Origin of the sequence: Argonema galeatum A003/A1, from assembly GCF_023333595.1 — a bacterium.
GTDB lineage: Bacteria > Cyanobacteriota > Cyanobacteriia > Cyanobacteriales > Aerosakkonemataceae > Argonema > Argonema galeatum.
This window is the reverse complement of record NZ_JAIQZM010000003.1, coordinates 138481-161355: the sequence shown is the minus strand read 5'-3', so window position 1 is coordinate 161355 and position 22875 is coordinate 138481. Positions and strand designations below refer to the sequence as shown.

18 protein-coding genes are annotated in these 22875 nt (G+C 43.6%); 5 read left to right on the top strand and 13 right to left on the bottom strand.

The genetic code is table 11. The features are described from left to right. Positions 1-42: 42 nt before the first annotated feature. The 7 genes from LAY41_RS05505 to LAY41_RS05475 form a co-directional block, all read right to left on the bottom strand. A complete protein-coding gene (locus LAY41_RS05505) occupies positions 43-624 on the bottom strand; it encodes a Uma2 family endonuclease (RefSeq protein WP_249095028.1) in 582 nt (193 codons plus the stop codon). Between the two features lie 25 nt (positions 625-649). After that, a complete protein-coding gene (locus tag LAY41_RS05500; protein WP_249095026.1) occupies positions 650-1339 on the bottom strand; it encodes a Uma2 family endonuclease in 690 nt (229 codons plus the stop codon). A gap of 232 nt (positions 1340-1571) precedes the next feature. Continuing rightward, entirely contained in the window at positions 1572-2282 is a 711-nt protein-coding gene (locus LAY41_RS05495) for a Uma2 family endonuclease (protein ID WP_249095024.1), read from the bottom strand. A gap of 178 nt (positions 2283-2460) precedes the next feature. Then, positions 2461-3213, bottom strand: a complete 753-nt coding sequence (locus LAY41_RS05490; RefSeq protein ID WP_249095022.1) for a Uma2 family endonuclease — start codon at positions 3211-3213, stop codon at positions 2461-2463. Between the two features lie 207 nt (positions 3214-3420). Beyond that, complete coding sequence (locus LAY41_RS05485; RefSeq protein WP_249095020.1) at positions 3421-10560, bottom strand: S8 family serine peptidase; 7140 nt, start codon at positions 10558-10560, stop codon at positions 3421-3423. Between the two features lie 878 nt (positions 10561-11438). Further along, the gene (locus LAY41_RS05480; protein ID WP_249095017.1) at positions 11439-12260 is read right to left on the bottom strand and encodes an SH3 domain-containing protein; all 822 of its coding nucleotides are present in this window, start codon (positions 12258-12260) and stop codon (positions 11439-11441) included. A gap of 261 nt (positions 12261-12521) precedes the next feature. Then, positions 12522-13094 (bottom strand): thioredoxin family protein, encoded by a 573-nt coding sequence (locus LAY41_RS05475; protein ID WP_249095016.1) that lies wholly within the window; start codon positions 13092-13094, stop codon positions 12522-12524. A gap of 166 nt (positions 13095-13260) precedes the next feature. Between LAY41_RS05475 and LAY41_RS05470 the strand changes: the two genes are divergently transcribed. Next, positions 13261-15507, top strand: a complete 2247-nt coding sequence (locus LAY41_RS05470; RefSeq protein WP_249095013.1) for a protein kinase domain-containing protein — start codon at positions 13261-13263, stop codon at positions 15505-15507. Between the two features lie 186 nt (positions 15508-15693). Here the strand turns inward: LAY41_RS05470 and LAY41_RS05465 are convergent, their stop codons facing one another. Continuing rightward, a complete protein-coding gene (locus LAY41_RS05465; protein ID WP_249095011.1) occupies positions 15694-16851 on the bottom strand; it encodes an IS4 family transposase in 1158 nt (385 codons plus the stop codon). Positions 16852-16943: 92 nt separating this feature from the next. Here LAY41_RS05465 and LAY41_RS05460 point away from each other — a divergent pair, with 92 nt between their 5' ends. Next, positions 16944-17348 (top strand): ATP-binding cassette domain-containing protein, encoded by a 405-nt coding sequence (locus LAY41_RS05460; RefSeq protein ID WP_338022941.1) that lies wholly within the window; start codon positions 16944-16946, stop codon positions 17346-17348. 70 nt (positions 17349-17418) lie between these two features. On the opposite strand, the gene LAY41_RS05455 is transcribed toward LAY41_RS05460, so the two are convergent. From LAY41_RS05455 to LAY41_RS05435, 5 genes are all read right to left on the bottom strand, one after another. Further along, on the bottom strand, positions 17419-18003 hold the full coding sequence (locus tag LAY41_RS05455) for a hypothetical protein (RefSeq protein WP_249095009.1): 585 nt from the start codon (positions 18001-18003) through the stop codon (positions 17419-17421). 103 nt (positions 18004-18106) lie between these two features. Next, on the bottom strand, positions 18107-18829 hold the full coding sequence (locus tag LAY41_RS05450) for an FkbM family methyltransferase (RefSeq protein WP_249095007.1): 723 nt from the start codon (positions 18827-18829) through the stop codon (positions 18107-18109). 31 nt (positions 18830-18860) lie between these two features. Continuing rightward, a complete protein-coding gene (locus LAY41_RS05445; protein ID WP_249095003.1) occupies positions 18861-19046 on the bottom strand; it encodes a hypothetical protein in 186 nt (61 codons plus the stop codon). Then, positions 19043-19387 carry a hypothetical protein gene (locus tag LAY41_RS05440; RefSeq protein WP_249094982.1) on the bottom strand — a complete coding sequence of 115 codons (345 nt, stop codon included), beginning with the start codon at positions 19385-19387 and terminating at the stop codon, positions 19043-19045. The genes LAY41_RS05445 and LAY41_RS05440 overlap by 4 nt, the downstream gene beginning before the upstream one ends. Positions 19388-19523: 136 nt before the next feature. Beyond that, the gene (locus LAY41_RS05435; protein WP_249094980.1) at positions 19524-20726 is read right to left on the bottom strand and encodes a phosphoglycerate kinase; all 1203 of its coding nucleotides are present in this window, start codon (positions 20724-20726) and stop codon (positions 19524-19526) included. A gap of 110 nt (positions 20727-20836) precedes the next feature. Between LAY41_RS05435 and LAY41_RS05430 the strand changes: the two genes are divergently transcribed. The 3 genes from LAY41_RS05430 (at position 20837) to ylqF (ending at position 22587) form a co-directional block, all read left to right on the top strand. Continuing rightward, entirely contained in the window at positions 20837-21250 is a 414-nt protein-coding gene (locus tag LAY41_RS05430; protein ID WP_249094977.1) for a universal stress protein, read from the top strand. Positions 21251-21472: 222 nt separating this feature from the next. Beyond that, complete coding sequence (locus tag LAY41_RS05425) at positions 21473-21724, top strand: DUF4926 domain-containing protein (protein WP_338022940.1); 252 nt, start codon at positions 21473-21475, stop codon at positions 21722-21724. Further along, positions 21724-22587: a ribosome biogenesis GTPase YlqF gene (gene ylqF / locus LAY41_RS05420; RefSeq protein WP_249094973.1), complete on the top strand. Its 864-nt coding sequence runs from the start codon at positions 21724-21726 to the stop codon at positions 22585-22587. The genes LAY41_RS05425 and ylqF overlap by 1 nt, the downstream gene beginning before the upstream one ends. Positions 22588-22875: the final 288 nt, after the last annotated feature.

Here is a 22875-nt window from a genome sequence, read left to right as displayed (position 1 = left end):
CATACCTAATCCTATAATTATAAATTTGCATTAGATATTTAACTAAGCTCGATCGATTTCCTGTTGAAACACTTTCAGAGCTTCCAGTTTAGAAGCCATCATTACGCAACGAGTCAGCAGGTTGATATCCAAATCTGGCAAAATTTCCGATCGCTCTATCCGATCGTATCCTGATTCCCGCAAACGGTAGAGCCTGAATAAACCATCTTCCCAAAACCAGACTTCAGGGACACCTAAAACTTTATAGCGCTCAAGAAAGCGATCGCTACCACTGGTAAAGATCACTTCCACAACGAGGTCAGGGGTAGTGGCTGTAGAGCTACCAATGGCAAAGGATTCGTCAGCTTGGGCCGAAACTTCCTGTTCTTTCTCTTGGGTAAAGCTACCTAATGGGTTGAATTCAATGTTTTTGTTCAGAAAGTATTGACAGAGTAAAAATGCAATCATCCTGCTGATTGATTCGTGGTCAGGGGAAAGTGTCAAGATTTCAACCTGTCCTTTGTAATAAGCGAGTCGGATTCCTGGTGAGTCGGCAAAGCTCTCCTGAAGTAACTTGAACTGTTGCCAACTCATGCCAGAGTGGACTAGCCGTTGGTCTTTTGTCTTATCTAGCGCTACTGTCATAACGAAAGCGCTCAACATTTTCTGTTCAATTATTAGGATCTATCCCCAATTCCCGTAGTCGCGCTTCTAGTATTTGTAGTCGCGCTTCCGCTTGTTGAGCGCGAAGGCGTTCCTGTTCAGCACGAAGGCGTTCCTGTTCTCTCAGTTGAGCTAATTCTACAGAAGTGGTGAACCGTTCACCTGATGGTGAAAAAATCTGGAGTTCATCTGCGATTTCAAACCTTATCTCCAGTCTGGGACTCACCCACCCCTCCATAACATCAATCACTTCTAATCCTGCATCAGAACGCAACCAACCTGTCAAGTCTATTGTGTCTGGGTTGTAAATATAATATTCTTCAACGCCATAGCGGTTATAGAACTGGAGTTTTTTTGCCATCTCCTTGAGGGTATTTCCCGGAGAAAGAATCTCAAACACAACTTGGGGAGGGATGTTGTCTTCTTTCCACTGTTGGTAGGAACCGCGATCGCCTTTCGGTCTACCAAATGCAACCATAGCATCAGGAGCTTGACGAGTTTTGTTGTCTCTGTGGACTGGATACCACAGTAAGTCGCCAGCGACAAACACATTTGGGTCGTTGGCAAATAAGATTTCTAAGTTTTCCTTAATCACAACGATCCATTTAAACTGTTCGGTGTTACCTGACATGGGTTGACCGTCGTTTTCGGGATAGATGATATCTGGTTGGGTGGGAGTGGCGAGTTGTTCCAGCATAAGGAAAACAGAATCTTGAGGATTGGCTAGTTTTATTTTAGTTTAGCGATCGCACTTCGGAGGGGCGGGTTTAGCCATTATCCCTGTCTTGTTACCGACAAATTATCTGCCAAACCCGCCCCTACAGCTTATGTATTTGGGGTAAGATGCGATCGCGCCTCTTTTACTTGCTAATTTTTTCCATCCATACGTCGTCGGAGCGATCGCAAATAATTAAAGTTACGTACAATTTTTAAGCATCAGGATCGATCCCCAATTCCCTCAGTCGCGCTTCTAGTATTTGTAGTCGCGCTTCTGCTTGTTCAGCGCGTTGGCGTTCAGTTTCAGCACGAAGGCGTTCAGTTTCAGCACGTTGACGTTCTTGCTCTTTCAATTGAGCCAATTCTACAGAAGTCATAAACCGTTCACCTGATGGTGAAAAAATCTGGAGTTCATCTGCGATTTCAAACCTTATCTCCAGTCTGGGACTCACCCACCCCTCCATAACATCAATCACTTCTAATCCTGCATCAGAACGCAACCAACCTGTCAAGTCTATTGTGTCTGGGTTGTAAATATAATATTCTTCAACACCAAAACGGTTATAAAACTGAAGTTTTTTTGCCATCTCCTTCAGTGTATTTCCCGGCGAAAGAATCTCAAACACAACTTGGGGAGGGATGTTATCTTCTTTCCATTGTTGATAGGAACCCCTTTTTCCTTTCGGTCTACCAAATGCAACCATAGCATCAGGTGCTTGACGAGTTTTGTTGTCGCCTTCGACGGGATACCAAAGTAAGTCGCCAGCTACAAATATGTTGGGATCGTTGGCAAAGACGATTTCTAAGTTTTCTTTAATCAAAACAATCCATTTAAATTGTTCGGTATTGTCTGACATGGGGTTACCGTCGTTTTCGGGGTAGACGATCTCGGTTTCGGTGGGAGTTGCCAGTTGCGGTATCATAAGCCGACCTTTCTAGTGCAATCGTGTTTATTAATTGTCTCGCTACGCAAGATGGGACGATGGGATGAGTAGATTTGTTAATGATGAAGGCGATCGCAAATAATTCAGGTTACCTATAACCCTTGTAGAGACGTTTCATGCAACGTCTCTACAATCTTTGAAAGGAGAGGTCTAATCTTTAAGTATCAGGATCGATCCCCAATTCTCTCAGTCGCGCCTCTAACATTTGCGATCGCGCTTCCGCTTGTTCAGCGCGTTGGCGTTCATTTTCAGCACGAAGGCGTTCATTTTCAGCACGAAGGCGTTCCTGTTCAGCACGAAGGCGTTCTGTTTCAGCACGTTGACGTTCCTGCTCTCTCAGTTGAGCCAATTGTACAGAAGTCATAAACCTTTCGCCTGATGGTGCAAAAATCTGGAGTTCATCTGCGATTTCAAACCTTATCTCCAGTCTGGGACTCACCCACCCCTCCATAACATCAATCACTTCTAATCCTGCATCAGAACGCAACCAACCTGTCAAGTCTATTGTGTCTGGGTTGTAAATATAATATTCTTCAACACCAAAACGGTTATAAAACTGAAGTTTTTTTGCCATCTCCTTCAGTGTGTTTCCCGGAGAAAGAATCTCAAACACAACTTGGGGAGGGATGTTGTCTTCTTTCCACTGTTGGTAGGAACCGCGATCGCCTTTCGGTCTACCAAATGCAACCATAGCATCAGGAGCTTGACGAGTTTTGTTGTCTTTTTCGACGGGATACCATAGCAAGTCGCCAGCCACAAACACATTGGGGTCGTTGGCAAAGAGGATTTCTAAGTTTTCCTTAATTACCACAATCCATTTAAATTGTTTCGTGTTGTCTGACATTGGATTACCGTCGTTTTCAGGGTAGACGATCTCGGTTTCGGTGGGAGTTGCCAGTTGCGGTATCATAAGCCGACCTTTCTAGTGCGATCGTATTTATTAATTGTATCGCTAACTAAACTAAGAGATAGTTTTGAACACTTAAAGAAACCCGGTTTTTCTAAAAAACCGGGTTTCTTGCCTTAGCATTAGATTCAGTAGAGTGCGCCAAATTCCAAAATTTTAGAGATCGTCATTAATTTTGGCTAATGACAGATTTTAACAACGATGATTAAATTACCCTATCTTGGTGACAACAGATGTAAACAAAGAGCGATCGTGGAATTGTTCGCTATCTTTCGGATCGAGAACAAAATCTACTTTAGAACCAGGGTTAACTGTTGTATTGAAATTGTAATTAACTCCAACATCATCGTTGTAAACAATCTCCTGCGACCAAACTTGAACACCATCGACATAAATACGTCCAACAATACCATTTCCGCCAGCCGTACTTATTTTCTTCAGCGTGCCAGATAGGTTAATTGTACCGCCAACTTCGCTAATCCAACGACGAGTCGCCCATTGTTCGTTGCTAGTCCGAGTTGAAGGTGCTAATCCACTCGGATGGATGTCAGTCGGGCCGACAAATGTCCAATAGGTCGAGTTATAATAATTTGTCCCATTGACAATCCATCCAAAAGAAGGATCGGGATCGGCCACAGTAAATTGTTTGAAGTCTTGACTGGTTAAATTGCCATCGTAATAACCGTAGTACCAATTGTTTTGACCTTGGGTAAACGAGAAGTCTTGTACTGAGTCAGCAACAATCGAATTAGCAACAACTGTAAAGCTGCCTTCTGTTGCAAATGCCGAACCCGCAAACGCACTATCAATTGCCTGAACACTCCAGTAATATGTACCTGGTTTCAAATTATTCAAAGTCCAGTCTGTGTTTTGATTGACATTCCCCATTTGAACAACTTTGCGCGTACCATTGACACCAGCCATCGGGGACATAATATCTGAACCACTAGGCGTTATTCCTACTCGTAGGTTGTAGGTTAGGGCGTTTGGCGGTGTTTGAGCATCGGTGGCTGGGTTCCAGTTGAAGGCGACAGAAGTGCCATTAACTGAAGCTTTAAGACCTGTTGGCATTGCGGGAAGATTATTAAAACTCACACTATTATTTCGGTATATTTTGGCTACTCGATTAGCTGAGCTATCACGTCCCGTCAAGAGAATATCTAAGTCGCCATCTTTGTCATAATCACCCCATGCAGCAGCTTGGTTACGGCTGTTGTAAACAGTTGCCAAAGGGACATCAATGTCGATAAAGCTACCACCATTATTCTGGTAAACTTTAGCGCTGTAAGTTCCTGTCAAAAGGATATCTAGGTCACCATCATTGTCATAATCTCCCCAAGCGGCAGAATTATTCCAACCGCTTGCCAATGATGCAGAAATATCAGTGAAACTACCACTGTCATTTCGGTATATTTTGGAAACTTCAGATGAGCCACTCCAGCCAGTCATCAGAATATCAAGGTCACCGTCGTTGTCATAATCTCCCCAAGCCAGGGAGCCGTCTGTCACACCTGGCAGATTAGTGCCAATTTCAGTGAAACTGCCACCTTGATTGCGGTAAATTTTTGAGACAATATCACCTGAACTAGCTAACCCCCCCAGTAAAATATCCAAATCGCCGTCATTATCATAATCACCCCAAGCTACTGCACTCGCCCTAACACCAATCAGAGGAGCGTTGATGTCAATAAAACTACCCTTGTCATTGCGATAAATTTTGGAAAAACGACCTGAATCATTGGAACCAGTTAAGAGAATATCTAGATCTCCATCATTATCATAATCACCCCAACTTGCAGTACTAGATCCGACATTTAATAGAGGTGCATTGATATCAATGAAGCTGCCGCTATCATTTCGGTAAACTTTCGAGAAATATTCAGGTGTCCCAACATATCTAGCTCCTGTCAGAAGTATATCGAGATCGCCATCGTTGTCATAATCCCCCCATTTGGCCTGACCCGTTATTACCCCGATAAGAGAGGCATTAATATCCATGAAGCTGCCGCCATCATTGCGATATATCTTAGAAATAATAGATGAGCCGTTCCATCCGGTCATTAAGATATCAAGATCGCCGTCGTTATCATAGTCACCCCAATCTACAGAACCATTTTCTATACCAACTAGGAAAGCGCTAATATCACTAAATAGTTCTGGCGGTGTATCATTATCTGCGATCGCCACCCGATCGCTGCGCTGTGTTCCTACACTATAAGCACTGCTATTAATTAAATTGATAACTACAGCCTCATTTCCTTCAGATATCGCATCCTCAAGAGGAGTGATGGGAATGGTAACTTTCGATTCGCCAGCAGAAATCCGAATATTTCCATTTGGCGCAGTATAATCTACACCGTTGATAGCATTACCTACAAGAGAATAATTCACTATCAAATCGTTTTTTATATTCCCTGTTCTAGTAATCGTAAACTCACCTGAATCGCCTCCTTCCGCAGCATTCGGATCTGTCACAGTCACATTTAAGGTTGGTTTAGTTCCGTAAATATTCAACTTCCAACTATTCCATTCCCCCTCAAACTCATTTCCTTTTTCATCAAAAACTTGTAACTTCCACTCGCCTTTAGAAGATTCTCCCCAATGACGCACTGATGTAAACGTCCACCATTTTTCGTCATATTTCAGTGAAGCCAAATCGTTGGAAATGGATTTAGCTAATTCCGACGTAGTGCCATCTGGAGCAGTGAGGACTACTTTCAAATCAGTCCAATTTGTATGCTCGACATCCAACATCACTTCAACTTTTTCTATAGTGATGTCTCGCTCAACTTTAGTTGTCGAACTATCTGCCTTTCCATTACCATTTGGAATTTCTTCATTGACGTTTTGCGTGCCGGATAGAATTACCGTTTCTCTCTCTACAGGTGTCCAACTCGCAGCCATTGCTACTGCTTTATCTACATCTATTACTCCAAAACCATACTTGTGATTAAACCAATATCCGGCTTGATTTTTCGTCCAACCGTTGCCTGCTTGAATCTTACCTGAAGCATCGCGAACTACATCAGTAGGTTGAGCGGTTTTGACCAAAATATGCTGTACATCGCGAGAGGTTAAATTAGGATTGGCTTCTAACATTAAAGCGATCGCACCCGACACTAAAGGTGCAGCGGCTGAAGTTCCGGTAAAGTCGTCTGCGTAGCCGTGCGAGGTGGTAATTGAGGTTGTATAAACACCAGCACCATCGGATTCGTCATCCTTTTTACCGTTGCCAGAAGGGGCTGAAACTAAAATGGAGGCTCCAGGGGTACTGTAGGATGCGTGAACGCCCGTGTTGTCGATCGCAGCAACAGCGATCGCATGACGAGAATTAGCAAAGGAATTGTAGTTAACATTTCCACCCCACATTCCTTCATTTCCAGCCGCAAAAACATAGCTATTCCCCAATCCGCTTCGTCCAGATTTTGCCCCATCTTCCAGCGCATCTAAAGCGAGAGGTTGTCGGTGCATATATTTCAATGCCCAACTATTATTGAAGATGTCGATACCCTGATTGCGAATTCGATCGAACAATGCGTTGGCTATTAATTCACCTTTCGATTTATAAGTGCCTATAAATGGATCGATATTACCAATCAACCGCAGTCCGGCTAATCGAGCTTCAGGAGCTACGCCGACAATTCCGCTAGCATTTTCACTGGCAACTGCCACCCCCGCTACTGCCGTTCCGTGCGGATTCAGAGTTTGTAATTGAAGCGACCAACTGTTGAAAATTTCTTTACTGAGTCGGTACATCTTATAGTAGTTGTAAATATCAGGATTCGGATTATCGATGACTAATTTCCAATCGCCTCCTGCATAAGAACCAGTCAATTTGTCTCTGTTGAATGCCACCGTTCCATCTTCTTGGATTTTCAGTTCGACTTTTTGTTCAAATAGCAAATCCTCTTTTCCAGGCCACCAGGAGGGAGACTTACTGTTAAACCAACTTCCGGGATCGAAAGCAGATTCTTTAGGACTGTACAAAAATATTTTTAAATCAGTGAGACTAGGTAGATCGGGAGACAAAAATTCCTTCAGGTTGAAACTAACATTTACATCCGTTACCATACCTGTTAAATTAACAGGCTGTTTAAATGTAATATCTAATCTCTGAACAACCGGATCTGAAGTATATCCGCTATCTGTAACACCTTGGTTCGTTTGGGTAAAAGTTTTGTTCGAGCTTGGTGTCGGATCGGCATCGCCATCGCTAAAATCCCAACTGAGCAAGGGATTATAACGAGCTTGCAATTCTTTGTGTTGGTATGCTATTCCGTCATCAACAACAGCAATGGTTGTGTTCCTTCCTCGCACGGAATTCCAAGCATCAGGAACTTTTGTTTGTCGCAAATTCCACTGTTCGGAAAAGAGAGGATCTTGGGGTTGATACAGCAATTTTAGTTCCACTGGAGCTTGCGGATAAGCTAATTCCACTCCGCTGATTCCTCCTAAGTTGTTGAGCACATCTTGTGCAACGCTTCCTTCAGCAAATTTCCAAATATAAGTATTGGGAATATGTCCGGTAGCACCCAAATCTTCCGCTCCCGCAATTTCGGCTAGTTCAGCAGAAGAATTACCCGGAGTTAGCCAAACTACCCATTCTCGCGTTGCAGCTAATTCCTCTGGCGTATAATTTCCCAAATCTGCCGCTTCTGCTATGGCTAACCGCACGTCATCCGATAACCCATCTCCCCCCGGATCGCTAATTAGAGCAAAATTCTCGAAAGCTTCATTACTGAAATTTCCCTCTTTATCTTGGGCAATTCCCCGCAACTGATATTGACCTGGTGCTAATTCATTCAAATCGTAATTGTAATCGAATCTCGCCCGACCTTTACTATCAGTTGTAAATTGCGTAACGTCGGGAATATCGAAGAATATACCGTCAGAACGTTTTAACTGAAAATCTATTTTTTCTAAGTCGTTTGTTCCGTCTGCATCGAAAACTCTAGCACCGCTGAAACTAATTGTCTCTTTATTAGTATAGAGAGGCAAAATACTAAATCGCAGATCTTCAGGTGCTTGATTCAGCAGAGGAATGACCTTAAACTCAGCAGTGTCTTCATCTGTTGCGCCGAAGTCATCGTATGCTTTGGCTTCAATTCGATAATTTCCAATCTCTAACCGATCGAAAGAAATATTAAAAGTTCCCCAGTTGTCTGCAAGCATACCATCATCCACGAGTCCGACAGTATAATTGCCCAATTTAACGTTATCTTTGTACAAGTCTAAACTTATTTTGTCCAGGTCAATCTCACCATTTTCATCGTATACTTTGGCATTCGTAAAAGTGACTGTTTGATCGACTGTATAAGATGGCAATAAATTCAATTGCAATTGTTTCGGTGGTAAATTGGTTATTGGTGGTGGTGTGGTGGGTTGACCGACGACGGAAAAGATTCGGCTCGTTTCATCTTTTGCGCCGAATTTATCATAAGCGATCGCCTCTAACCGATAATTCCCTTCTAGTAAATTACTCCAAGAATAATTAAAAGTTCCCCAACCGTCTCCACCTTTACTATCATCCACAATATTGACAGTAATTTCCTGTGGAATGTTATCGTTATCTTTGTACAAATTTAACTTCACATTTTTCAGGTCACTCTCGCCATTTTGATCGTAAACTTTAGCATCGTTAATGCTGACTGTTTGACCGATCGTGTAAGATGGTAATAAGTTAAATTGCAATTGTTCTGGCGGTGAGTTTGGTTCTGGATCGACAGTTTTACTTTGAACGGTAATGTTATGAATTACCACATTGCTAACGTCACCAGCTTTGTCATAAGTTACGCCTTTGATCTGGTAACTCCCAGCTTCGGATATTGTTAAATCTTTGCTGAAATTAGCCAAGTTATTATTTCCACCACCAGCGTTGAAACTGGTGATATTATCTCCGATATCTGGCCAATCACCATTGTCTTTTTTCAAAAACAGATCTACTTTAGCTAAGTCATCAATTCCATCGCCATCATAAACTTGACCACCCGTAATAATTATTGTTTCGCCAACATCGTAAGTATCTTTTAAAAGGCTAAATTGCAAGTCTTTGGGAGCGGCATTAATCCGAAAATCCCGAACTATTTCTTCACTTTGATGCTCGAATTTATCAAATGCGATCGCCTTAATTTGATAAGCACCAGCCAGCAAATTATCTATCGAGTAATTAAAGCTAGCCAAATTCTCATTAAAGGTAAAAGTTTCGGCATCTTTGATATCAACCCATTCAACTTCATTCTGCTTTTTCACCCAGAAATCTATTTTCATTAGATCTCCGTTTTCGTCGTAAACTGTAGCATCGGTAAGGTTGACTATTTCACCTGCTTTATAAAGCGATTTTGTCGTGAATTGCGATTTTGTCGTGAATTGCAAAGACTTAGGAGCAGTGTTAATGTAATCTCGTAATTCGTCGCCAATTTTTTCCGATCGCCAATCCTTACCTGGGTCAATTACCTCATCCAAATTAACTGCTTTTCCCGTCGCACCAGTTACCCGAAAAACTAAATCGTTATAATCTTTATCCGATCCGCTATCAACCCTCTTATCCTCCATCACGAAAGTTTTGCCATCACCAATTACATCGGCAATTTGACCGACATGGAACGCCTCATTCGGGTTAGCAGTTACCAAAGAAAATAACGGACGTTTTGCTCCACCAATATTGGGATTATTAAATACTTCTTGTACTCTACCATTAGGGACAAGCATGAAACCAAATTTATCCCCAGGTTTCATCGCAAATGTCTTAATATTTTTATATTCACCACTGTTTTGGTTATCGCCCCAAGGAAAAGTGGGGCTGAACTTGGCTCCTTCCGTAGAATCTGTTATGGCGACATAACCTTCTGTCGAGTTACTTAATACCCGCCGAGAAGTTTCTTTGATAAATGCTTCCGAACCTGGTGCAAATCCCTCCATTCCCGTCAAACTGAAAATCCCCAATTCACCTTGGTATCCGCCACCGTCAATTAAGTAATCAACTCCCACTTGTCCGGTTTGTCCTACGGTGAAAAATCCCGATTCTACCTCCAAGCGGGTGAGGGGGTCAAGGTTCAGGGTATACTTGGTATCGCCACCCGCTTGCGAAAGCTCAAAAGAATACCCCCCTACTGCCAAATCCGACAGGTTAATCGCTTCTAAATTGGCGGGGTTAACTGAGCCACCTCGCAGCGTCATTCCCTCACCGTTTTTGAGTTGCCAGTCTACAGTCGTGCTGATGTCAGTGAGCGATAACTTTAAACTGTTACTATCGCCAATTGTAAAGTTATACCTGTCAGATGGATAGGCAACGCTAAGAGCATCTGTTGTGTTGTAAGAGGTATTCAGTAAACCGAGATCGAAAGTGGACATTTGCTGGCTCCAAAAGCTTGTTCAACCGATTCTGTTTTAGTCAGATGAGTGCGACACCCATAAAAGTCTCATCAGCTGGCGTTGCTGCCGTCAGGGCATTTACACACTGATACTATTAGGACATCCTGACTATATATATGCGCTAGGGTCTTATGATTTTGCTCCAATTTTGCGAGCTAGATAACCAACAACCCCACACAACAAGGTTTTTAAGCTATTGAACCAGTTTATAGATGCCCTTAACCCTGACAGTGAAATGCCAATCAGAGACTCGCTATCGTCTTCTTATACCTAGATTTAAGTAATAGGCACAAAAAGATTATCTTAATATAGGAAACGAATACAGCCGTGAATATACGTAGTTACTACCAGCTTCAAATAATCTTTAAAAAAACCACCTTTAATATAAAGTTATGATGAAGTGTCCAGCCCCTACGGATCTTTCTAAAGCGCCGGTCAAGTAATAAGCTGTTCCGCATCTAAATTGTATTTTTTGGGCGGGCGGGACGCCTTGCCCCTTGCCCCCTCCCCACAAGAATTTCATCAAACTTGACTTAAAAATTTAAATGCGCCTCAGCTTATCATGTCCTTACGCATCGATTGCTTAAAAAAATCGCTTTCTTATCTGCGTTTATCTGCGTTTATCTGTCTACCCTACGGGAAGGCTAATTCGCTACCCTTGAATCGCTTCGCTAACGCCTACATCTGCGGTAAAAATTTAACCCACGATGACAACAGACAATTTCCCGTATCACTCTTACACTACCGATGCAACCGGACACGATATAATGCCAGAAACCGGGTTTCTTACCGCCCACAAAGAATACTTGACCGGCGCTCTAGAGTGGGTCTTTTGTCTAAACTATAAAATGCTACTATTAATTGCCATTTCCACGCAAAAAATAATTTATTTGCCACTCTCCATTAGAGCGAATAAAACTGACTCGATAATCTCTTGGTTCATGATAAACAAAGCGGTTCTGAACCCATCCTTTCTTACCATTTTTTAGCACAACAGGCGTCCAACCATCAGGAGAATTTGCCTCTTCTTGCAACCGCTGTGGCAGTTTATTGAAAATTTCGGCATCAAATTTTACGAGTTCTTTAGAAAGCACGGTCACTATAGAAGCACCAGTACCTGGTTCAGAACGAACATTAACACTTTCTCCTAAAATTCCCATTTGTTCTTGCCAACCAAAATCATAAATTGGTTTGCCGGAAGTAATTGGACAAACCCATATATCGGAACCAAGTTCTTGTTCGGGAAGTTGTGTATCTGGTTCGATTGTACAGCCTGTGCTAATTGCTTTTTCCATGTATTGCCAGAAAAGAGATTGCGTGTCGTCGATATTATAAGCATCCAGATTAATTGACCCGTCAAAACTAAATCTGGTTTTGGTAGTGACAATGTTGCGAATAAAATTAGCATCGCGCCGTTTAGTTGCATCCAAAAGACGTAATCGGAATTGCGAAAAGGCATTCGGATTAGGTTCAGGAGATGAATTTGGCTCGGTGGGTGTATTTAATTCTAAATCGGAAGTAGGATTTGGTGGTAACGAATTAGCAGTCGATTCGGGTAATGAACTTTGGTCATTAGGTACAGATTCTCTGTTGTTGAGATAAGAAATAGCTGCTAAAGTCGAACCAGTGATTGCACCCAAGGCTATCAATATAATTATAAAAAACTGTTGGGATTTCATGGCAGTGCCTCTTTGAGCTAAATAGAGGGGTAGTGGGTAGCCCAAACTGACCCCAATGACTAATGACAACTTATCAAAAAAGCTGAAAACCCGCTCTCTCTAGGAAAACGGGTTGTTAGGCAGTAAGCTGGATTGAGGTAAGCTGTTGGGCATCTAAATTGTATTTTTTGGGCGGGCGGGACGCCTTGCCCCTTGCCCCCTCCCCACAAGAATTTCATCAAACTTGACTTAAAAATTTAAATGCTCCTCAGCTTACAATATCTAGATTGGTTGGTTACCGGGTTTCCATTTGATATTGCAGCCGATGCTGGGTTTTTGGTCTTGGGTAATGGGTCGATCGGCTAAAGTTGTATCTAGGGCCGATCGCAAATCTTTCCCCGTAACCGCAATTCCGTTACTTGGGCGACTCTCATCCAACTGACCCCGGTAAACTAATTGCCTGTTAGCATCGAAGAGAAAAAAGTCTGGCGTACAAGCCGCCGTGTATGCCTTGGCAGTCTCTTGGCTCTCATCGTAGCAGAAGGGAAAGGTGAAACCCAACTCAACAGCCATCTCCTTCAGCTTTTCGGGTGCATCGTTGGGGTAATTTACGATATCGTTGGCGCTGATAGCAACTATTCCGACACTTTGTGCTTGATAATCTTTTCCCAGTTGCGCTAATTCTGCCTGAATATGCTTGACAAACGGACAGTGCTGGCAGATAAACATTACCAGTAGCGCTTTCTTATAGCTAAAGGTGGCAAGTGATATCATTTCACCAGATACTGCATCTGGTAGCTGGAAATCGGGTGCTTTTGTTCCCAATGCCAACATGGTGGAAGCGGTTAACGCCATTGCAACAACTGCCTTTTGGAGAGGATTTTCTTTTCACGATATCAGGGGGAGGGTTGCGCTGCAATCGGAAACGATCGCATTCTCACTTCAACAGCCAGCGTCTGGGTAGGTTAACCTGGAGCAGGTGGCACCAGGATTATCAATCCAAAAACCCATTAATATTGATATGACGTCTGTTTATTGCAGTAAAGGACACGAAAACACTGGCAGCAATCTGTTTTGTCAACAGTGCGGCGAAAAGCTGAATCAATCTGCCGCTAAGGGTATTTATGGAGGAGTGCTGCTGGGCGATCGCTACCGCATTGTACGCGAACTCGGACATGGTGGTTTCGGACGCACCTATCTGGCGAAAGATAGCAACCGTTTCGAGGAAGTTTGCGTCCTCAAGGAATTTGCCCCCCAGGTTCGCGGTACTTACGCACTGCAAAAAGCTTCAGAACTGTTTGAACGGGAAGCTGGCGTCCTCTACAAGCTGCAACATCCGCAAATCCCACGTTTTCGAGAACTGTTCCGCGTCAAGGTGGAGGAAGAAGGACACCTGTTTTTGGTGCAAGACTACGTGGAAGGGGAAACTTACCGCGCTTTGTTAGATGCCCGAAAACGTCAAGGACTGCGATTTAATGAGGCAGAAGTCACTCAGCTAATGGTGCAAATTCTGCCGGTGTTGGAGTATATCCACTCCATAGGTGTAATTCACCGCGATATTTCCCCAGATAATCTGATGTTGCGGAATTCTGACTTGCTACCCATACTGATTGACTTTGGCGGCGTTAAGCAAGTGGCAGCTAATGCAGAATCTGAATTTACTCAGACGGCATCTGGTGGTACTCCTTCTTTTGCGACTCGGTTAGGCAAAATTGGATATGCGCCAAATGAACAAATGCAAGTTGGGGTGGTTTATCCTCACAGCGATTTGTACGCTTTGGCAGCAACGGTTTTGGTGTTGTTGACTGGTAAGGAACCGCAACAATTAATCGATGCCCACAATATGACTTGGAACTGGCGACAGCAAGTTAATCTGAGTTCCAGTTTCGGTGCAATATTAGATAAAATGTTGGCTAATCGACCGGGCGATCGCTACCAATCCGCCCGCGAAGTGCGGCAAGTTCTCTCTCCAGCAACGCCCTACTTTCCTCCTACTCAGCCTTTGGCGGGCGTCCCGCCTACCCCACAAGTGGCAAGTACAGAAGCTACTGTAGCAGTGGCACCGCCCAAACCTGTTGCCACTCCACCAGCTAACCCAGTTACAAGTCCAGTTTCTAGATCGGACGGTCTTTTGGGCAAAGTTGTGCTTATATGTGTGTTGGTTGGGATTGCAGGTGCGATCGGCTGGGTTGTCGGTAGTAAGATATTACCGACAATAGGGAAAAAACCTTCGCCTAATCCAATAGAAAAACCCGTTGTCTCTCCCACTAAAGATCCAGAACCACCTCCACCGCCACAGTTTTCTAAAGCAGAAAGCGATCGCAAGGAAGCTTTGCGTAGGCGTCGCCAGTCTCTTGGCATTGACTACAATTTCTACGTTAACCTCGTAAATCAGTCATTTTGGGACAAAAATCCCAGTCTGCGGGGAAAAAGTCTCAGCGACGATCCAAAAGACGAACAATTGCGGACACAGTGGGATAAAGTAGGTGATGAATGGTTGGGTAAGCTGACGTTTTTGAGTGCGGAGTCTCGCAGTGGTTTGGGAAGTTACACTGCAAGCGATCGCAATCGTTGGAAGGCGCAAGTGAATGACCGAAACCTCAGCAGTCGCGCACTTTACGATTTAGTTGATGGGGAATTCTTTTATCGCTTCCCCGAACAAGAGGGTAAGAAATTTATCGATCGGCCCATCGGTCAAGTTTGGAGTGCGATCGCATTTGATAAAGTCAACGCTGTGGTAAACGGCACCGCTCTACAAAGAATTGTATTTCCTAAAGGTGCAATTGGCGATCGCGTCAGCGGTACACTTAAACCAGGAGAAGGTAAAGCCTACATCGCCGGACTCGCCGCCCTTCAACAGATGAAGGTAAATCTGCAAGCAGACTCGCAAATCCTCTTCTCAGTTTATCCGCCTACGAACGACCAAAAAGCCCTACTCGAAGATTCTACCAAGCGAAATTGGTCGGGAACGCTTCCTTCAAAAGGTTTCTACGAATTTGTAATTGTCTCCAAGGCATCAAAGCCAGTTGATTATCAACTTAACCTCACAGCTGAAAATCCCGCGCCTCCTCCCGAACCTGAACCACCTGCATCACCACCTCCTACGCCTTCTCCTTCACTCACTCCCGAACCGACCACACCCACTCCCGAACCGACCGCGCCGACTCCTTCACCCACCCCCGAACCTACTGAAACACCTACTCCCGAACCTACCGAACCCCCCGAACCCACTCCCGAACCTACCAAGGCATCACCAGACGGAATTTGAATGAGTTAGGGTAGTTGCGTTGGGAATTGCGATCGGCTTTAATTCTTTCATGATAAATTTGCCAAGCGATCTAGAATTTGGCGGCGGTTGCTGCCCTTTTCAACAAATTAAAAGACTAATTTTACAAATCAGTCAATAACCTTGCTTTCCGTAAAATAAACTTTAATACAGCTGAAGGGGCGACAACTATAGCTCAAAAGTAGACTGGATAAGCATTTTAGCCCTTCGACCTCGCTGATAATAAGGTCGTTTATGAGGACTCAAAGACATCAATTGAGCAGTTAGTTCATGGAAAAAAGTAAGAGATTCTACCCAAGAATAGCCGTGAATACCAATATAAAAGTTACTATGTCGGCGCTGAGTCCTACGTTTTTCTTTCACCCGGCCTACATATTTAACTACTCCCTTATTTTTGATTTTCTCTCCAGACATAATTGCACTGGTGTAAGCTAAAGTAATCAATATGATTAAGGCAATTAAGCGGTCACCAGTCACACCTGTTAATTCTAGATTATAGCCACCTTTTTTATAATCTCGGAACATTTCTTCAATGCCAAACCGTTTTTGGTAAGCTGATAAAGCCATTTTTAAATTTGAGAAATTTGTCAAAATAAACCAAGCTTCTTCGGCTGAACGACAGCGATAGTTGTGTTTCCATTTTGCCGCAATATTAGCTTGAACAAACCCTTTACTTTTCGTTAATTTAACGCCTTCTAAGTAAATTGAAATCCCTGGAATTACACCTAAATTCTGTAATTGTACCCAGACCAGATCGGCGCTTTTAATATATTCATTTCGTCGTAACCGTAGGCAAAACCATGTCTGGGCTTGACTTCTTAACCATTGAGCGAGGTCTACAGCACAAAATTCTCTATCCCCTAATACCACTTTTTGATAATTCTTTAATAACGGCAATACTTTAGAGAGTACTGCTATTTGTTTTGAGCTATTTGTATTACCTAATTTAGGCAGAATTTCAAAATAGATAGGGATGGCTCTTTTCTCATAAATTAAACTGACGACTATTAAATTAATTAAACCCCATTGCGTGCGGTCAATCGCGATATATAATACTGAGGTTGATTCAAAATTATTGGTTAACCAATAACTGAACAGTGGCCACCAAATTTTTTCTACTGTTAGGTGTGGTAGCGAGAGAAATCTTTGTAACTTCTTACGGCGACTTTCAAATAGAATTTTCTGGGGAAATTGACCGGCCAATTCTTCTAATTTTACGCTTCGATACTGTTGTAACATGACAACCAACATAGATAAAATTAAAAACTCGGCTCTTTTTAGTTGCGTTTCTAGGTATTGGGTGTAAAATTTAGGTAGTAAATTCATTTTTTTCAATTGGGTAGGTCTTCTTGAGAATAGCATCCCGATTTTTTTTTGACAACAATGGGTCAACCCCGCACGCAGTAAGGGGTTGACCCATTGTTGTCACCCCTCCAGGTCAAATTGCCGAAGCAGATCGGTTTCTTGATAAACTTCCTGAAAAATACTTGACAGTATTAGGAGAATTTGGTACTAACTTATCAGGTGGTCAGCGGCAAAGATTAGCAATTGCCAGAGCCATTGCCAACGATCCATCTGTTCTTATTTTAGATGAATCTACTGCCGGATTAGACCCTATTAGTGAAGCCAAACTCTTAGATAAACTATTAGAATCGCGTCAAGGAAAAACAACAATTCTCATTAGTCATCGTCCCAGCGTAAATCAGAGAGCAAATGATATTATTTATATGGAAGAAGGGCAATTGAAATTACAAGGAAGCTTAGATGATGTCTTAAAAATTGAGGGTGAACATTTAAAATTTTTCACTTTGTCATTATCTTAATCCATAACTTCAGTATCTTTGGCTCGCCGCCTCTGCTGCCACCCGAACATTATCCTACACGGCGTTGGTGTCAGCGAATCGGTGATTCGTTCGCCATTGAATAAGCCATAAAAAGAATATTTTGGCGTTCTTCGGCTAAAAAACTAACTGTGTAAATCATCCCATCCTGTTGCCACATTACCGATGAAAAGGTATTGGGCGGACTTTGCTTTTTTCCCTCTAGCAGATATCCTTTAATTCCTCTTGCCAAGGTGATGGCTTGCGCTGCGGCTTGGTGTTGTATAAATTCTCGCTGCGCGTTGGCGGAACTTTGGCTAGCTACCGAAAAGCTGCCTACCAAACAGGGAAAGCCACCAGAATCGCAACTAAACAAGCCAACAGTTAATCCCGCTGGAGTTGTGGAAGGAAAAACGCGCACAGTCAGTTCGCTGATGAAATCTTCGTCAGCGGGACCACCGAGAAGAATTCGAGATGGCAAGCGCATTTTCCAACCCGGTGGGACGCTATTGCCGATCGCATTTAAGTAAGGGGTAAAAATTTCGGCTGGAACGGCGGAAGCTTTAACTGGAATGCCGATCGCAGCTAGGATGATTGGTAATGCTAAGAATTTGCGCCAGAACATTTGATATAAAAACCCTGCTAAGTAGGTAGGCATAATTAAACGTAAAACTCCTGGCCCTTAGAAACCCGGTTTCTCCAAGAAACCGGGTTTCTGGGAGTTCAGTTTATTTACGCCCACCTACTTATTCTATATAATATCAATCATTATCGCCTAAACGTTTATTTCTATAGAGGTAATCGTATTTAGATAATTTCTCAACGCAGTCATATAAATTTGATATGTACGCTTCTATTTCTTCTAGGGCTTGGTCATCTAAACACTCTATTAATATATAATTGGGTTGATATTTGTTGAAATCCAAACCTTTTAATACATTTAGTTCAAAACCTTCCACATCTAGAGAAAAGAAATCTATCTCTGTAACTTTTACTTCATCTAGTAGATCTGTCAGCGTTCTAGCTGGCACTTCAACTACATAAGGTGTGATGTCATAATATTTTTTCGCCATTTCTAAATGACCCGCTTCTGACTGGGAAGATTTAAAAGACCCTTTGACTAAGGACATGAGGTTTCCGTAGTTCATTTCCACGGTAGCCGATGAATAGTCAGAAGACACCAAAGCACAATTAAAAACTTTTGATTTGGGACGTTCTTTTACGCACTCTCGATAAAGTTCGGGAATGGGTTCAATTAAAATTCCCGTCCAATTTTTAAAGCGTTCCAAATAATAAGTGTTGCTTTCCGAAAAACCATCATTAGCCCCAACTTCGATAAAAAAACCTTGAGTTGGGAGATATTTTGCTAATTTTAGATCGAGTTCGCCTTTCCCAGCTTTAGAATAGCGATCGCTTCCCAAAAATTCATAGAAGCGACGGCGCGATCGTTTCAGCGATTTCTTCAATCTTGAAACTTGGAACATAGCCTCACATCCTGAACATCCTCAGCATTACTCAATCAATCCGATTTAGCGATCGCCGCACCCGTCTCAATCGTTTTTTGCGAATATCGTCGTCTAACTTAGCAATGACTTCTTCGAGTTGTAAACCCACTTCTTCCATTTCCAGACGAGCGCGACGCAAATTGTCTAGTAGTCGTTTATCTACTTCTTTGCTTGGCATATACGGCTGGTCATTCATGGTAGCCTCCATTCAGTCTTAATTTCTTGGATACTGCGTTCTAGAGCTGGAATTCTTTCTTGAGTATTCACAACAACACGATTCACTAGCTCTAGGATATCAGGAAAAACGTTAAGTTGGGCATTAGCGATCCGGATTTGGATGCTAGAAAACTGCGAAAATCGTTCTATTCCTTGTTCGGCAACACTCTGAAGTTCATCCAGGTAGGAAATAGTTCTATCCGTTTCGCCAAAACGTTCTAAAACAATAAACTCCGCTGCTTTGGCTCGATCGGCAATATCCAATAACTGCCGCTTCAAACTCCATATCGTTTCATTTAGTTCATCCGGTAATTTGGCCATATTGGGAAACTAAAAATGGTTTCTTCACAATCCGCTTCAAGAATTGCCATAGTTGGGGTACTTCAGGCAGTCATTCAGCTTGATTTTCTTATATCAAATTTGGAGTGGGGATTGCCCACCCCAAAACTAACCGAAATTAAGCTTCATCCAGCGCTGCAATACCCGGTAACACCTTACCTTCAAGCAACTCCAGACTAGCACCGCCGCCTGTGGAAATGTGGCTCATTTGTTCCGCCACACCCACTTTTTCCACAGCAGCAACAGAGTCGCCGCCGCCGATGATGGTATCAGTGCCGTTCTTGGTAAGATCGGCGAGAGTGCGTGCGATCGCTTCCGTACCAGCCGCAAACTTATCAAACTCAAACACACCCATCGGCCCATTCCACAGAACCGACTTGCAATCAGCCAGCGCTGACTGGAAAGTTTTCACCGAATCGGGGCCAATATCCAAACCCATCCAACCATCGGGAATATTTTCCACGCTGACAATTTGAGATTCAGCATCAGCAGCAAACTTATCCGCAACCACCACATCCGTAGGTAACAGCAACTGCACGCCCCGCTCTTTCGCCTTAGCTTCCAGAGTCTTCGCCAGTTCCAGTTTATCTTCTTCCACCAGCGACTTACCCACGTTGAGGCCGCGAGCCTTGTAGAAAGTGAAGATCATACCGCCACCGATGATCAACTTATCGCACTTATCCAATAGCGTTTCGATCACACCAATCTTACTAGAAACCTTAGAGCCACCGATAATTGCAGCTAGAGGACGCTTGGGATTTTCGATCGCATTTTGCAGATATTGCAATTCCTTCTCAATCAAATACCCAGCCACAGAAGGACTAAGATACTTGGTTACGCCTTCCGTAGAAGCATGAGCGCGGTGAGCAGTCCCAAAAGCATCATTGACATACAAATCTGCATTTGCAGCCAATTTTTTCGCGAATTCCGGGTCATTCTTCTCCTCTTCCGGGTGGAAGCGGACATTTTCCAGCAACAGCACTTGACCGTTTTGCATCGCCCCTACTTTAGCAGCAGCCTCATCGCCGATGCAGTCATCAGTTTTGACAACTTCCTGACCCAGCAACTCCGAGAGGCGTTTGGCAACAGGCGTCAGGCGATATTTCTCATCCACACCCTTGGGACGCCCGAAGTGGCTGCACAGAATTACTTTAGCTCCCTTACCAGTCAAATCGTTAATTGTGGGCAAAGCAGCCCGAATGCGAGTATCATCCGTAATGTTGCCTGCGTCATCCAGCGGTACGTTAAAGTCCGCCCGAACCAAGACCCGTTTTCCAGCTAAGTCTGACGACGACAAATTTGCTACAGTTTTTTTGGACACCGAAAAAACCTCCTAATCACTTTGTTTCACAGAATCTGCGTGCCACCGGTCGTCCGTTCTCTCTACGCAGTCCACATTTTACAGGAGTCAGGGATCAGCAGGTAGGTGCAATGTTCAATACAGTTTTGTTCCCCGTCGATCAAAGTCGAGAAGCCCGCGAAGCGGCGGATGTAGTTGTTGAGGTCGTGAAAAAGTACGGCAGTCGCTTGATCTTGCTGTCCGTTCTAGAACCACCGCCAGACGAGGGGGCCTCTGCCCACCCGGATGCGATGACCTCCCCAGACGCCGTAGCACAACTGCTCAAAACGGCCCAGTCCCTGTTTGCTGAGCAAGGAATTCAAGCCGAAGCCCTCGAACGCGAAGGCAATCCTGCTTTCACTATCTGCGATGTCGCTGACGAAATAGAAGCCGATTTAATCGTGATGGGTTGCCGAGGACTGGGTTTGACCGAAGATGGAGTTGCCGAAAGCGTGACTAATCGCGTAATTAACCTGTCTCCATGCCCAGTGTTGATTGTGCCTTAGTTTATCTTTAGATACTGAGGGGAATATAAAACGACATGGTACGTCTGAGTTTTAACGGGTCTTTCGGAGTTATTATGCTAATGTTCAATTTGAACACTTTTGTTGGGACACGGCATCATAAATATATCGGTTTTATGAAAAATTTAATTATGCCGTGTCCCAACAGCATAATTGACACGAAAGAACCCTCCTTCGACACCAAGTTTGTCACCTTAGTATCCGATTAGCAAGAGGTTAAAAAAAACTATTAAATTCAATCTATTCACACAAGTAGTATTGCGCGAAGACATCCCTAAGTACGATCTGAAAAAAGGTGATGTGGCGACTATTGTTGAGCATTACCCCATGCCAGAAGATCAAGAAGAAGGTTACAGCTTGGAAGGTTTTAACGTTGAAACAATCACTGTAGAGGTAGCTGAATCGAAGATTGAACGAGTAAAGATTTTCTGTTTCCCCCCCCTAAGTAATAACTAATGACTTCTCCTCCAATTCAATGGTATCCCGGACACATTGCCAAAGCTGAAAAGGCACTAAAAGAACAGCTGAAATTGGTGGATGTGGTGCTGGAAGTGCGGGATGCCCGCATTCCCCTGGTAACCCAGCATCCCCTAGTTTCCCAGTGGACTGGTAGCAAGATGAGGGTATTGGTTCTCAACCGCGTCGATATGATTCCTCCTCAAGTGCGGCAATTGTGGATTGATTGGTTTAGAAGGGAAGGGGAAACCCCATATTTTACGGATGCACAACACGGTAAGGGGACGGCTGCTGTGACGCTGGCGGCGCAGGCGGCTGGGTTAGGGGTGAATCAAAGAAGGTCCGATCGCGGTATGCTTCCCCGTCCAGTCCGTGCAGTTGCGATCGGCTTTCCCAATGTAGGCAAGTCAGCCCTGATTAATCGCTTGTTGGGGAAAAGGGTGGTGGAAAGTGCCCGTCGTGCGGGTGTGACGAAGCAATTGCGTTGGGTGAGAATTTCTGAAGAGATTGAATTATTGGATGCACCTGGGGTGATTCCCGCTAAGTTGGACGATCGGGACGCGGCGATTAAGTTAGCTATTTGCGATGATATCGGTGAGGCTTCTTACAACAATCAGCAAATAGCCGCTGAGTTTGTGGAGTTGCTGACATATCTGGAAGCTACAGCCGGGAATTTCTTACCGAAATCTCCTTTGCGATCGCGTTATGGATTAGACGCTACAAATGTAACTGGTGAGGATTATTTGTTGACTTTAGCTAACGAAAAACATCAAGGTGATACGGAACGTGCTGCACGGCAACTGTTGAATGATTTTCGCAAAGGTTTGTTGGGTTCGATTCCATTAGAGTTGCCGCCAAACTAAATAGTCTATATGATGAAAGCAAACTTTGCGTTGTAAGTCAATATCTAGATAAAAAAATATACACTGTATCGACGATTCCCGTACAGTGGGTTTTGCTATAGCCACCCCGCGCCATCAATAGACATCTCCAAAAATTAAAGGTGCATTACCTAGAACCCTTGTAGAGACGTTGCATGCAACGTCTCTACATTCTTTTTTGGAGAGATCTAATAGACTGGGGATGATTATAGCGTCCAAGCGATCGGATGAGGTACAGTGCTTTTTCTCCCACTCCCCCACTCTCCCACT

What these genes read in the sequence shown, in the direction of transcription:
- LAY41_RS05445 (WP_249095003.1), bottom strand. Translation starts at nt 19,046, where the DNA reads ATGAATGACCAGCCGTATATGCCAAGCAAAGAAGTAGATAAACGACTA.
- LAY41_RS05470 (WP_249095013.1), top strand. Translation starts at nt 13,261, where the DNA reads ATGACGTCTGTTTATTGCAGTAAAGGACACGAAAACACTGGCAGCAAT.
- LAY41_RS05450 (WP_249095007.1), bottom strand. Translation starts at nt 18,829, where the DNA reads ATGTTCCAAGTTTCAAGATTGAAGAAATCGCTGAAACGATCGCGCCGT.
- LAY41_RS05475 (WP_249095016.1), bottom strand. Translation starts at nt 13,094, where the DNA reads ATGGCGTTAACCGCTTCCACCATGTTGGCATTGGGAACAAAAGCACCC.
- LAY41_RS05440 (WP_249094982.1), bottom strand. Translation starts at nt 19,387, where the DNA reads ATGGCCAAATTACCGGATGAACTAAATGAAACGATATGGAGTTTGAAG.
- LAY41_RS05455 (WP_249095009.1), bottom strand. Translation starts at nt 18,003, where the DNA reads ATGCCTACCTACTTAGCAGGGTTTTTATATCAAATGTTCTGGCGCAAA.
- LAY41_RS05465 (WP_249095011.1), bottom strand. Translation starts at nt 16,851, where the DNA reads ATGAATTTACTACCTAAATTTTACACCCAATACCTAGAAACGCAACTA.
- LAY41_RS05500 (WP_249095026.1), bottom strand. Translation starts at nt 1,339, where the DNA reads ATGCTGGAACAACTCGCCACTCCCACCCAACCAGATATCATCTATCCC.
- LAY41_RS05485 (WP_249095020.1), bottom strand. Translation starts at nt 10,560, where the DNA reads ATGTCCACTTTCGATCTCGGTTTACTGAATACCTCTTACAACACAACA.
- LAY41_RS05430 (WP_249094977.1), top strand. Translation starts at nt 20,837, where the DNA reads ATGTTCAATACAGTTTTGTTCCCCGTCGATCAAAGTCGAGAAGCCCGC.
- LAY41_RS05480 (WP_249095017.1), bottom strand. Translation starts at nt 12,260, where the DNA reads ATGAAATCCCAACAGTTTTTTATAATTATATTGATAGCCTTGGGTGCA.
- ylqF (WP_249094973.1), top strand. Translation starts at nt 21,724, where the DNA reads ATGACTTCTCCTCCAATTCAATGGTATCCCGGACACATTGCCAAAGCT.
- LAY41_RS05495 (WP_249095024.1), bottom strand. Translation starts at nt 2,282, where the DNA reads ATGATACCGCAACTGGCAACTCCCACCGAAACCGAGATCGTCTACCCC.
- LAY41_RS05490 (WP_249095022.1), bottom strand. Translation starts at nt 3,213, where the DNA reads ATGATACCGCAACTGGCAACTCCCACCGAAACCGAGATCGTCTACCCT.
- LAY41_RS05505 (WP_249095028.1), bottom strand. Translation starts at nt 624, where the DNA reads ATGACAGTAGCGCTAGATAAGACAAAAGACCAACGGCTAGTCCACTCT.